Annotated in this window: 12 protein-coding genes; 5 read left to right on the forward strand and 7 right to left on the reverse strand. The window is 57.2% G+C overall.

Features of this window, described 5'->3' with window-relative positions:
- Positions 1 to 18 precede the first annotated feature (18 nt).
- Both AC2FIT_RS09100 and AC2FIT_RS09105 read right to left on the reverse strand, forming a co-directional pair.
- The gene (locus AC2FIT_RS09100) at positions 19 to 639 is read right to left on the reverse strand and encodes a MarC family protein (protein ID WP_496828721.1); all 621 of its coding nucleotides are present in this window, start codon (positions 637 to 639) and stop codon (positions 19 to 21) included.
- A complete protein-coding gene (locus AC2FIT_RS09105; protein WP_496828723.1) occupies positions 636 to 2,489 on the reverse strand; it encodes an ABC-F family ATP-binding cassette domain-containing protein in 1,854 nt (617 codons plus the stop codon). Before AC2FIT_RS09105 ends, AC2FIT_RS09100 begins: the two co-directional genes overlap by 4 nt.
- 104 nt (positions 2,490 to 2,593) lie before the next feature.
- Here AC2FIT_RS09105 and AC2FIT_RS09110 point away from each other — a divergent pair, with 104 nt between their 5' ends.
- On the forward strand, positions 2,594 to 3,796 hold the full coding sequence (locus AC2FIT_RS09110; protein ID WP_496828725.1) for a multidrug effflux MFS transporter: 1,203 nt from the start codon (positions 2,594 to 2,596) through the stop codon (positions 3,794 to 3,796).
- A 102-nt stretch (positions 3,797 to 3,898) separates the two neighbouring features.
- The gene (gene ndk / locus AC2FIT_RS09115) at positions 3,899 to 4,321 is read left to right on the forward strand and encodes a nucleoside-diphosphate kinase (protein WP_068334875.1); all 423 of its coding nucleotides are present in this window, start codon (positions 3,899 to 3,901) and stop codon (positions 4,319 to 4,321) included.
- Positions 4,322 to 4,374: 53 nt separating this feature from the next.
- Here the strand turns inward: ndk and AC2FIT_RS09120 are convergent, their stop codons facing one another.
- The gene (locus AC2FIT_RS09120) at positions 4,375 to 4,722 is read right to left on the reverse strand and encodes a TfoX/Sxy family protein (protein WP_496828727.1); all 348 of its coding nucleotides are present in this window, start codon (positions 4,720 to 4,722) and stop codon (positions 4,375 to 4,377) included.
- Between the two features lie 6 nt (positions 4,723 to 4,728).
- Positions 4,729 to 4,914, reverse strand: a complete 186-nt coding sequence (locus tag AC2FIT_RS09125; RefSeq protein ID WP_496828729.1) for a hypothetical protein — start codon at positions 4,912 to 4,914, stop codon at positions 4,729 to 4,731.
- A gap of 111 nt (positions 4,915 to 5,025) precedes the next feature.
- On the opposite strand from AC2FIT_RS09125, the gene AC2FIT_RS09130 reads away from it, so the two are divergent.
- Genes AC2FIT_RS09130 through AC2FIT_RS09140 form a run of 3 tightly spaced genes read left to right on the forward strand, consistent with a single transcriptional unit; the run spans position 5,026 to position 7,763 of the window.
- Positions 5,026 to 6,540 (forward strand): CHAD domain-containing protein, encoded by a 1,515-nt coding sequence (locus AC2FIT_RS09130; RefSeq protein WP_496828731.1) that lies wholly within the window; start codon positions 5,026 to 5,028, stop codon positions 6,538 to 6,540.
- Between the two features lie 3 nt (positions 6,541 to 6,543).
- Positions 6,544 to 7,299 carry a ParA family protein gene (locus AC2FIT_RS09135; RefSeq protein ID WP_496828733.1) on the forward strand — a complete coding sequence of 252 codons (756 nt, stop codon included), beginning with the start codon at positions 6,544 to 6,546 and terminating at the stop codon, positions 7,297 to 7,299.
- On the forward strand, positions 7,296 to 7,763 hold the full coding sequence (locus tag AC2FIT_RS09140; RefSeq protein WP_496828735.1) for a CYTH domain-containing protein: 468 nt from the start codon (positions 7,296 to 7,298) through the stop codon (positions 7,761 to 7,763). The genes AC2FIT_RS09135 and AC2FIT_RS09140 overlap by 4 nt, the downstream gene beginning before the upstream one ends.
- Here AC2FIT_RS09140 and AC2FIT_RS09145 read toward each other — a convergent pair.
- The 3 genes from AC2FIT_RS09145 to AC2FIT_RS09155 all read right to left on the reverse strand — a co-directional run bounded on the left by AC2FIT_RS09145 (position 7,760) and on the right by AC2FIT_RS09155 (position 11,424).
- Entirely contained in the window at positions 7,760 to 9,130 is a 1,371-nt protein-coding gene (locus AC2FIT_RS09145) for an ATP-binding protein (RefSeq protein WP_496828737.1), read from the reverse strand. The two genes, AC2FIT_RS09140 and AC2FIT_RS09145, sit on opposite strands and share 4 nt — an antisense overlap.
- Complete coding sequence (locus AC2FIT_RS09150; protein WP_496828739.1) at positions 9,123 to 9,803, reverse strand: response regulator transcription factor; 681 nt, start codon at positions 9,801 to 9,803, stop codon at positions 9,123 to 9,125. The genes AC2FIT_RS09145 and AC2FIT_RS09150 overlap by 8 nt, the downstream gene beginning before the upstream one ends.
- Positions 9,804 to 9,987: 184 nt before the next feature.
- Positions 9,988 to 11,424, reverse strand: a complete 1,437-nt coding sequence (locus tag AC2FIT_RS09155) for a Do family serine endopeptidase (protein ID WP_496828741.1) — start codon at positions 11,422 to 11,424, stop codon at positions 9,988 to 9,990.
- Positions 11,425 to 11,480: the final 56 nt, after the last annotated feature.

Consider the following 11,480-nt stretch of genomic DNA (forward strand, 5'->3'; position numbering starts at 1 on the left):
CATCAGATATATGGGTGTTTATGAGGCAAAACCAAAGGCCTTGAGGCCATCCAGAATGAACTGAACCGACAGCGCCGCCAGCAGCATTCCCAGCAGCCGAGTAAGGACGTTCAGCCCCGTTTTACCCAATATGCGCGCGATCAGGCCGCCGGACAGAAAGAAAATCAGAACCACTGCCATGACCGCCAGCATCACCAAGGTCGCCTCGGCAATGCCCAGAATGCCCGGATGCTGACCCGCCAGCAGGATGATTGTCGCAATCGAACCCGGCCCGGCCACAAGCGGAATTGCCAGCGGAAACACAGACGGGTCGGGGTGCTCTTCAACCTCGGCCCGATCTTCGCGGCGTTTGGTGCGACGTTCGAACAGCATATCGAGTGCGGTCAGAAACAGCAGCGCGCCACCAGCGACCTTGAACGCCTCCATAGAGATCCCAACAAAGCCCAGAACGGCCTCGCCAAAGGCGGCAAAGGCAACAAGAATACCAGACGCTACGGCACAGGTGCGGTAGGCCGTTCTGCGGCGCGTGCGCGCGTCCATTTCCTGCGTCATCGCAACAAAGATCGGAGTAGTGCCGAAAGGGTCGATCACAACGAACAGGGTGGTAAACGCGGTGACGAAAAACGCCAGGTCCATCATGCGGCATTCTCGGCGTTTTCAAGGCGTTCCGCGGCCGCGACCCATAAGGCTTCGGCCTTTTGCATCGCCTCGACGACCTCGGAGAACTTGCGGTTCCAGGTTTCCAGATCGTTGATCCTGTCGTTTTCATAAAGCGCCGGGTCCGCAAGCCTTGCCGACAGCTTTTCGTGCATATCCGTCAGCTTTTCGATCCGGTCTTCGCATTTACGCAGTTCGGCGCGCAGGGCCAACATGGTATCGCGCGAGGGGCGTTTGGGCGTTGCCATTTGCTGTTTTTCTTTGACGGGCTTGTCACGCGACAACAGCATGGCGCGATAGGCTTCAAGATCTTGCTCAAAGGGTTTGACCGTACCGTCTGAGACCAGCCAAAGCCTGTCCGCGACGAGCGACAACAGATGCATATCGTGGCTGACCAGAACCACGGCACCGGAGTAGGCGGTCAGCGCCTCGACCAGCGCCTCGCGGCTTTCGATGTCCAGGTGGTTGGTTGGCTCGTCGAGGATCAGCATGTGCGGGGCGTCGATGGTGGCGATCAACAGCGACAGCCGTGCCTTTTGACCACCCGACAGACGACCGACCAGTGTTTCTGCCTGATCGGCGTTCAACCCGAACCCAGCCAGACGCGAGCGCCACTTTCCCGGAGCGTCGTCCGGGCGCAACCGTCGCAGATGGTCCAGGGGCGTTTCGTCCACGTGTAATTCATCCACCTGATGCTGCGCGAAGTAGCCAATGCGCAACCGGTTGCTGCGGGTCATCTTGCCCGCCATCAGGGGCAGACGATCAGACAGAAGCTTGGATAGGGTCGATTTGCCCTGACCGTTCTTGCCCAGAAGGGCGATGCGGTCATCCTGATCAATACGCAGGTTTAGGCGACGCAGCACCTCGGTCTCGCCATATCCCGTGACGCCGCCCTCTATCTGAATAATTGGCGGCGACAATTCCTCGGGCTTTGGGAATGAAAAGGCGCGCAACGCGGCTTCTTGCGGCGTTGATACCAACTGGATGCGCTCGATCATTTTCAGGCGCGATTGTGCTTGAACCGCCTTGGATGCCTTATAGCGGAACCGGTCCACAAAGCTTTGCAAATGGGCGATGCGGGCTTTGGCCTTCGCATTCTCGGATTCGGCCTGCGCCAGACGTTCGGCCCGGCGCTCGGCAAATTTGTCGTATGGCACCGCGTAATAGGTGAGCTTGCGATCCTCAAGGTGCAGGATGGACCCAACCGCACGGTTTAAAAGACCGCGATCGTGGCTGATGATGATCACCGTGTGCGGGTATTTGGCCAGATAGCTTTCCAGCCAAAGTGCACCTTCAAGGTCCAGATAGTTTGTCGGTTCGTCCAAGAGTAGCAGGTCGGGTTGTGCAAACAACACCGCCGCCAGCGCAACGCGCATTCGCCAACCACCCGAGAAATCGGAACATGGGCGCAGTTGGTCATCATCATCGAACCCCAAACCCTTGAGGATTGAGGCCGCTCGGGCCTCGGCCGACCAGGCGTCGATATCGGCCAGACGCGTCTGAATTTCGGCAATGCGCGCTGGGTCTTCGGCGGTTTCGGCCTCGGCCATCAGCGAGCTACGCTCGGTATCCGCGGCAAGAACCGTATTGATCAGCGAGACATCAGAGGATGGCACCTCTTGTGCCACCCCTCCGATCCGGGCGCGTTTTGGCAGGGCGATATTACCCGACTCCAAGGCCAACTCACCCCGGATCAAACGGAACAACGTGGTTTTCCCGGTTCCATTGCGACCAACCAGACCAACCTTGTGGCCATCGGGAATGGTTGCACTGGCCCCGTCAAAAAGGGGGCGGCCTTCGACCGCATAGGTGATGTCTTCGATCCGTAACATGCGCCGCTCTTATCAGAGCATCCGAGACGCCGCCAGCGGGTAGGCGTGTTCATTACTGGACCTATGTGCTAGCGCTGGTCCGGTTGGCTTTGGACGGATAAAAAATGCGCGCGGCTACTTCGCCACCTTCCCTGATTACCTTGGTGTTCGCGACCGCTTTGTCGGTTTTGACGCTGAATATGTTCCTGCCATCGCTGGCACGGATGGCCGAGGATTTTCAGGTCGATTATGCGTTGGTGAACCTCTCAGTCGCCGGTTATCTGGCCGTATCTGCCGTGCTGCAACTGATAATGGGGCCGCTGTCTGACCGGTTTGGTCGTCGGCCGATCCTGTTGATCTGTATGTCCGTTTTCGTGATGGCCTCGGTCGGTTGCGTTCTGGCCGAGACGATCTGGGGCTTTCTTGGGTTTCGATTACTACAGGCCGCAGTCGTGGCCGGGCCTGTTCTGTCCAGCGCTGCCATACGGGACATGCATCCACCCAACGAGGCCGCCAGCAAGTTAGGGTATGTCACGATGGCGATGGCACTTGCCCCTATGCTGGGGCCGATGCTGGGCGGCGCGCTCGACAGCTTGTTCGGTTGGCGCGCAGGCTTTGTCCTGTATTCAATACTGGGGGCAGGGGTTCTGGTGCTGTTGTGGGCCGATATGGGAGAGACCAACACCCATGAATCCTCAACCTTTGCGGCGCAGCTGGCGGAATACCCTCACTTGTTTCGCGCCCGCAGGTTCTGGGGGTATGCCCTATGCGCGGCGTTTTCTATCGGTGGGTTCTACAGCTTCATCACTGGTGCGCCCCTTGTGGCGGCGGCGTGGTTCGATCTTAGCCCTGCGATGCTAGGGTTGGGGATTGGGATTATCACGGGCGGCTTCATGGTGGGCAATTTCATCACCGGTCGGATCGCAGCGCGTACAAAGCTGACAACAATGATCCTGATCGGGCGCGTTGTCGCGTCGACAGGGCCGCTTGGGGGTGTGCTGTTGTTCCTTGCTGATCTCGGTTCGGTTTGGGTCTTCTTCGGGTCAGCCATCTTCGTCGGGTTCGGCAACGGTCTGACAAATGCCAACGCTAGCGCAGGTCTGATGTCCGTCCGCCCCAAACTGGCAGGTAGCGCTGCGGGTCTTTCGGGGGCGATGATCGTTGCCCTAGGCGCTGTACTAACTTCGCTTACCGGGCTTTGGGTCAGCCCCGAAAACGGTCCGTTCCTTGTGTTGGGAATGATGTGGGCGTGCAGTTTCGCGGGTCTGTTGGCTGTCCTGTATGTGCGCTGGGTGGACAGGCGCGACCCATTGCCCGACGCGATCTGAGCCGCAGCGCATCATAGTGCTTTTCATATCGCAAATACCGTGATACGCGGCGCGCGATGGATTTCGGCGCGACCCCGCGCCTTAAGGTAAGGAGAGGCCAAAATGGCACTGGAACGCACATTCTCGATCATCAAACCCGATGCAACCCGCCGCAATCTGACTGGCAAGATCAACGCCAAGTTCGAAGAGGCTGGCCTGCGCATCGTTGCGCAAAAGCGCATCCACATGACCAAGGAACAGGCTGGCAAGTTCTACGAAGTGCATGCCGAGCGCCCGTTCTATGACGAACTGTGCGAGTTCATGTCCTCGGCTCCGGTTGTTGTTCAGGTTCTGGAAGGCGAGGGCGCCATTGCAAAGAACCGCGAAGTCATGGGCGCAACCAACCCCGCAGACGCGGCCCCCGGAACCATCCGCGCCGAGTTTGCCGAGTCGGTTGGTGAAAATTCGGTCCACGGATCAGACGCACCGGAAACCGCTGCTGTGGAAATCGCGTATTTCTTCTCGGGCATCGAACTGGTTGGCTAAACTGCCATCAGCTTGGATTTTAGGGCCGCTCCCGGTATCGGGTGCGGCTTTTTTTATTTGGGTTTGAGATCGTCTGCCGACACACGCACGCCAACCGCATCCAAATCCGAGATTATCTGCGTTTCGGGCTTCAGGCTGACACTGGCCTTTATTGCGTCAAATCGTTGGCGCAGCGCCTTTTTTTCATCGCCTTTGCAGTCGTTCCAAGGCCGGCCTTGCAGGCCCATGACCAGCACGTAATACCCAATGAAATGAGGGCGCGTACCGGCTTGAAGTACGCGAGCGTAAGCTTCGTCCGGACCCATCTCGCGCAGTTGTTGCGCCGAGTGGATGCCTGCCTTTGCGCAGGCTTGCTCAAAAGCCGGGCCAAGATTGCGGATCGAAGTGATGGGGTCAGACATGCGCATCTAATAGCCATCTGCCGTGGCGATGTCGACCTGACGCAGGATCAGAATTTCATCGGACTTGCCACATGCGGCGATGTGCGATTTCATGAGTTCGTGTCGTATTGGGGTTCGGATGTCAAAGAGTAGGGGTATCGGTGAAATATCCGGCAACAGAAAAAAGAAAGCGTCGCGTGAGTTAAACAGCAAGACATCAAGGACCTTCAGACTCTGCTTGATAGACCTCGGTGCCAGTAATCAGAAAGTAACTGCGACACTGGGGAACGACTACCTTGAAACTTGGGAAAAAGGTCGCTCGTGATGAAGCAGACAAGTAGTTTCTTCGTCCTTCCGGGCGGACTTGATGTAAACAAATTCGCTGGTGAGCTGAAAGGTTTGACCCCGGTGTTCGATGTGCCGACAACTGCCCGCGCGTTCAACCTACTGGATTGCCATGATCAGTCACTGCGGGCAGAGGGGCGGTTATTGCTTGAGGTCAACGGCACGTTACACCTGCTGCAAGCCGATGGCGATGTGTTGGTTCAAGACAGCGGCAAGGCAAGATTTGTGCAGGATTTTCCAGAAGGTCCGGTGCGTGACGCCTTGGCTGGATTTCCCAAACTGCGCGCGTTGATGGGTATCGGGGCCGGAACAATAGATACCAGCGGTTTTGTGGTTCTGGACGACCTGCAAAAGACACAGGTTCGGGGTAATGCTCTGTCACTGACGTCGGAAAACGGGCAGGTCGCGCTTGTGCATGTTCAACCTATGCGCGGCTACGACCGGGCCTTTCAATCCGTCTGTTCGACGTTGCAGGTCATGACGACCGGGGCGTCGGGTGTCGAGACCGTGTTTCAAAACCTCTTCCCTGACAGTATTCCCTATAACGCCAAGCCCGAGGTTCAACTGGGCACGCAGGAGCCTTCGATCGAAGTAGCCGTGGATATCATCCGTACTTTTCTGGCCGTTGCTCGACAGAATGAAGCGGGCATCATTGCTGATATCGACACCGAATTCCTGCACGATTATCGCGTTTCGCTGCGGCGAATCCGGTCTGTTTTGAGCCTGTTCAAGGGCGTGTTTTCTCCAAAACAGACAGATGCGTTGAAACGTGAATTTTCGGACCTGATGGCGCCAACTGGACGGGTGCGGGATTTGGATGTCTATCTTTTGGAGAAAGACATCTACTTCAATCTGATACCGCCCAATCTTCATCCGGGCGTGCAAGCCATGTTTGAACAATTCGAAAAGGAAAGGACAAAAGCCCTTACAAGCCTGTCCAAACGCTTTCGAAGCGCGGCCTACGAACGACAGATGAACGATCTTTCAAAACTGTTTACTGATACCAAAGGGTTGGAACTGGGCCCAAATGCGAAACGCGGTGCCTATGACTATGCCTGTGCGCTGATTTGGAAGCGGTATCGCAAGGTGTGCAAGCTGGCGCGCAGCATCACTCCTGACACCCCGGACGAGATCGTGCATGACCTGCGGATCGATTGCAAAAAACTGCGGTATTTAATGGAGTTCTTTGCACCTCTGTTCGACAGAGGTGATTTCAAAACGCTCATCAAGCCATTGAAAAAGCTTCAGGATAACCTTGGCCTGTTCAACGACTACTCGGTCCAGCAAGAAGCGTTGCATGCGTTCGTTGCAGCCCAAAGCAATGCGCAGGGTCGCGCGAATGCTCAGCTTGCCATGTCTGTCGGAGGCTTGATTGCCGTGCTGAATCAACGCCAAAAAGTCGAGCGTGCGCGCGTAATCGCCAATTTCCAACATTTCGACAGCCCGGACATCCAGAACCTGTTCCGAGCCCTGTTTCACCATAAGGAGGACTGAGGCGTGAAGATCATTGCCTGCTACAGCAACAAGGGCGGTGTGGGTAAAACCGCAACCTCGGTGAACCTGGCCTACGCCTATGCGCAAGCAGGGTTCAAAGTGCTGCTGTGCGATCTTGATCCACAAGGGGCGTCTGGATTCTATTTTCGGGTGAAGCCCTCCAAGAAACTGACGGACGCCCGGTTTTTCGAGGACGTGCAGCGCTTTACCAAATCGATCCGGGCCAGTGATTTTGAGGGTTTGGACGTGCTGCCCGCGAACCTGACGTTTCGCGATTTCGACGTGTTCCTCTCGCGGATGCGGAACAAACGGTCTCGGCTGAAAAAAGCATTGGTTTCAGCGGGAAGCGACTATGACGTGATCATACTGGATTGTCCTCCGAACTTTTCGACCTTGTCCGAGAATATCTTCAAGGCTGCCGATTTGATCGTTGTACCCGTTATCCCCACGACACTTTCTGAAAGAACGCTTGAGCAATTGGTGAATTTTTTCAACGAACAGGGATTGCCGAAGAAAAAGATAAAGGCGTTCTTCTCGATGGTGCAGCGGCGAAAGACTTTGCACCTTGAGACGATGGAAAAGATGCGAAAGCTATACAAAAAACGGTTTCTGCAAACAGAAGTTCCTTTTGCTGCAGATATCGAGCGGATGGGACAGAACCGCGCTCCGGTCAGTATCTATGCCGGTCGCAGCGCTGCAAATACCGCTTATCAAGCGCTGTTCGACGAACTGGAAAACGGAGTGGTTTCAACCAAATGAGTATGGAGATTGAGCGCAAGTTTCTGGTGGCAAAGTTACCCGATCTGAGTGGCGCAGATAAAGCCGTCGTACGGCAGGGTTATTTGACTGCTCCGGACGATTCAACCGAACTGCGCCTGCGTCAGAAGAACGATAAGTTCTTCCTGACCCTCAAGGGCGGCGGCACGATGGTGCGGGTTGAGCGTGAGGCCGAAATCTCCTCTGAGCAGTTCAAAACCTTCTGGCCTGAGACAGAGGGCCGCAGGGTGGAAAAGGAACGCTTCACCGGTCAGTTGCCGGACGGGCGCGTGTATGAATTGGATGTGTTCCTCGGGGACTTGGCCCCGCTTCGATTGGTAGAGGTGGAATTTCAAACTGAGGCAGAGGCCAGTGCCTACACGCCCCCTGATTGGTTTGGGGCCGATGTCACCGCGGATAAACGCTACAAGAACAAGACGATGGCAATCAACGGCGTACCTGCCTAAGTCTTTCGCGCCAGTTTGATCTTTGCCTCTAGTCCGGGATCGCAATTGCGTGCCTCAAACGCGCCACCATGCATATGAGAAATCGCGGCCACCAGCGCCAGACCCAAACCGGCGTTGCGTTCGGTGCGGGCGGGGTCAAGCGTGACAAACGGTATTTGCAGGCGCGACAGATCCTGTTGCGGAACACCCGCACCCTGATCACGGACGCTGAGGCATGTATAAGCGCCATCGTCAGACAGGTTGATTGTGACAGCCGTATCTTGCGGCGCATATCTCATCGCGTTTTCCAGCAGGTTTGACAGCGCTTGCGACAACAGCGGGCGATGCCCCGGTATGGGCGCGGCCGTTCCAGTGATCTCAAGTTGGATGCCCTGGTCACTGGCAACAGGCTCATACAGCTCGACCACGTCAGCAACCAATTGCTGTAGGTCTACCGGTTCGAACTGTTCGCGTCCGACACCTGCCTCGGCCCGCGAGATTTCGGTCAGTTGCCCAAGCACGCGCAGCACGTGGTCGATTTCCACACTGGCACGCGCGATGTCAATCTCGCGCTCCTTATCCGTTTTGGAAGGATCAGACAGTGTTTCGACCCGTTGTTTCAGGCGTGACAGAGGCGAGCGCAGATCATGCGCAATGGAATTCGACGTGGTGCGCAGGTTACTGACCAGTTCTTCGATCCGGTCCAGCATGGTGTTGAGCGTCCCCGACACCTGATCGAATTCATCCCCGGTGCCGCGCAGGGGCATACGCCGGGACAGATCGCCCGAAACGATATTCTCGGCAGTGTTGGCGATATCGGACAGGCGGGCAAAGACAAGCCGGGTGAACAACCATCCGGTCAGAACGCTCAGCCCCAATGCTATTCCCAAGGCGATGCCAACGGTTTGCAGCAGGACGCGATCAAATTGTTGTCGTGCTAGCGCGTCCCGGCCCACCAACAGACGCTCACCGCCGGGAAGGCGAACCGAAGCAGCCGAGATGGGCACCAGTTGGTCATTGTCTGCGCGGCGCAACTCAAGATCGACCCAGCCACTGCCAGCGGTGATATGATCGGGCCATTGTTTGAGGTTCCCGGCCAGTTTGACGCCAAACGGATCCGTCAGCAAATACAGGGCGTCCCTTTCCGCTGCGGTCGGAATGCGCCGTTCAATAGCCCTGAGCAACCCAAGCAGGCCGCGACGTTCATATTCGTCCGCAAGCCCGGTTAGTTCGGCTGAGACGACCGAACGGGTTTCACCCTCAATCGTGCGGTTCGCCGTGACATAGACCAGCGCAAGGATGATGGCCGTCAACAACGTACTCAGAGCCATGCTGGCCAGAATAAGACGGGTACGGGAATTGTTGAAAGACAGTCGGATGTTATCCATCAGATATTATGTAACCGGCGCCCCGGACGGTTTCGATCAGCGGCGGCTCGCCGCCTTCGTCCAACTGTCGGCGCAGCTTCGAGATATGGACATCGACAACATTCGTGTTCGGATCAAAGTGATAGTCCCACACGCCCTCCAGCAACATGGTACGCGACACCACACGGTTTTTTCGGCGCAGGAAAAATTCCAGAATCTGGAATTCGCGCGGGGTCAGGGTAATCTCGCGCCCGTTGCGGGTGACCTTGCGGGTCAGCAAATCCATTTCCAGGTCACGGCATGTCAGCGTCGGGCTTTCCTCGGCCTCTTGCGGACGACGCAGTAGCGCCTCGATCCGGGCGTGGAGTTCCTGAAAAGAGAACGGCTTGACCAGATAGTCATCCGCCCCGGCGCGCAGCCCCTTGACGCGTTCGTCGACGGCGCTCATTGCCGTCAGCATCAGAACCGGTGTTTTAACACCCGCCGCACGCATGGACTTGATCAGGGACAGACCGTCCAAGCCCGGCAGCATCCGATCCAGCACAACGGCGTCAAATCCGCCGTCAGTGGCATGGTACAACCCCTCACGGCCATCTTCGGCGGCCTCGACGATGTACCCTTCTTCACCAAAGCCTTTGGCGATGAACTCACGGGTGTCTTCGTCATCTTCGACGATCAGCAGGCGGCGGCTCATGATCCCAGTTCCTTTCCACCCAGATTTAAACACAAAATATTGGGTAAAGCACTTGGTTTTAGGGGCGTTACGTGCCGGGTGCGTCGTTGCGCACCCGGCAGTCCCGGCAGTTTGCGGACAAATCAAACCACCGGGGAGGCGCCCACTAATATCTCCCCGTCATGTGGCGCGCGCTGGTGTCGGATCAGGCGATTTCCACCGCAACAAAGATCTGGTTCCCGCCGCGATTGATCAGAACAAGTGCGGGATCGGTTTTTTCGCTGTCCAGTGCGGCTTTCAGCGCGTGCGGAGTTGCAGTTTCCTTACCGCCCAGCTTTACGATCACATCGCCCCGCTGCAGACCGGCTTTGGCCGCCGGGCTGTCAGGCTTTAGGTCGGTGACGACCACACCGTCGACATTCTCACCCACACCCATTTCGGCACGGTTGCTGTCGGTCAGCGGAGCGACAGCGACACCCAGCGCGGTCCCCGAGATGCCTTCGTCCACAGGCTTGTCGATCTTGGCCGAGGCGCTTTGATGTTGGCCGATGGTCAGCTGAACCTGTTGTTCCTTACCATTGCGCAGAACAGTCAATACGCTGTCAGTGCCGACCTTAGTGGTACCAACAAGAAGCGGCAGATCGCTGCTGGAGTCGACCGGCTCTTCGTTGAAAGTCAGAATGACATCGCCTTGTTGCAACACGCCCTCGGCCGGGCTGCCGTCGACAACGTCCGATACCAGCGCACCGGTGTAACTGTCGATGCCCAGTGCCGCCGCAAGGTCCGGGCTGACGTTCTGGATCGAGACACCCAACCAGCCACGGCTGACCTGGCCGTCATCGCGCAGGTCAGCAGCGATATGTTCCACGATGTTTGACGTTACGGCAAAGCCAAGGCCCACCGACCCGCCTGTGGGCGAGTAGATGGCCGAGTTCACGCCGACCACTTCGCCGTCCATGTTGAACAGCGGTCCTCCTGAGTTACCCTTGTTGATCGCCGCATCGGTCTGGATGAATTCAGCATATGGACCCTCGGAGATGTTGCGCCCTTTGGCCGAAACGATTCCTGTAGTCACAGTCGCGTGCAGCCCGAACGGATTGCCGATTGCCACAACGTCTTCGCCGACGCGGATCACGTCGCTATCGCCCATCTCAACGGCTTGCAAAGCTTCGTCGGCGTCGATCTTCAGAACGGCAATATCGGTCAGCGGATCGGTTCCGATGATCTCGGCTTGGTAGGTGCGGTCATCTGACAGGCGAACTGTCACAGATGCGGCGTTTTCAACAACATGATGGTTGGTCACGATGTACCCGGCCTCATCCAGGACAAACCCCGACCCAAGACCCTGTGCCGGTCCGCGCTGCGGAGCGTTGAACCCTTCGGGCAGGTCGAAACGTTCAAAAAACTCACCGAATGGATGCTGATCAAAGTCGAACTGGCGCCCCTGAGCGGGAACCGGAGCTGCGCCTTGTTCGGCGATCACGGTAACAACCGACGGTGACACGGCCTCAACCAGATCAGCCACTGCTTCGTCGGCCAGAGAGGGCAGGGCGGTGGTCGCCAGCATAGCCGCGCCCAGCGTTCCGGCACCAACCCAACCGGCTGTCCCGGGTAAAAGTAGAGAGGATTTGCGAATGCTCATTTTTATCTCCTGTTTGTGCACGCGGTCGTGGCCGCGTGTTCAAGCAGGAGATGCGC

The sequence above is a fragment of the Ruegeria sp. YTSA135 genome (assembly GCF_059610165.1).

Coding starts and splice junctions, on each gene's coding strand:
- ndk (WP_068334875.1), top strand. CDS start 3,899: ATGGCACTGGAACGCACATTCTCGATCATCAAACCCGATGCAACCCGC.
- AC2FIT_RS09145 (WP_496828737.1), bottom strand. CDS start 9,130: ATGGATAACATCCGACTGTCTTTCAACAATTCCCGTACCCGTCTTATT.
- AC2FIT_RS09120 (WP_496828727.1), bottom strand. CDS start 4,722: ATGTCTGACCCCATCACTTCGATCCGCAATCTTGGCCCGGCTTTTGAG.
- AC2FIT_RS09130 (WP_496828731.1), top strand. CDS start 5,026: ATGAAGCAGACAAGTAGTTTCTTCGTCCTTCCGGGCGGACTTGATGTA.
- AC2FIT_RS09150 (WP_496828739.1), bottom strand. CDS start 9,803: ATGAGCCGCCGCCTGCTGATCGTCGAAGATGACGAAGACACCCGTGAG.
- AC2FIT_RS09155 (WP_496828741.1), bottom strand. CDS start 11,424: ATGAGCATTCGCAAATCCTCTCTACTTTTACCCGGGACAGCCGGTTGG.
- AC2FIT_RS09100 (WP_496828721.1), bottom strand. CDS start 639: ATGATGGACCTGGCGTTTTTCGTCACCGCGTTTACCACCCTGTTCGTT.
- AC2FIT_RS09140 (WP_496828735.1), top strand. CDS start 7,296: ATGAGTATGGAGATTGAGCGCAAGTTTCTGGTGGCAAAGTTACCCGAT.
- AC2FIT_RS09105 (WP_496828723.1), bottom strand. CDS start 2,489: ATGTTACGGATCGAAGACATCACCTATGCGGTCGAAGGCCGCCCCCTT.
- AC2FIT_RS09110 (WP_496828725.1), top strand. CDS start 2,594: ATGCGCGCGGCTACTTCGCCACCTTCCCTGATTACCTTGGTGTTCGCG.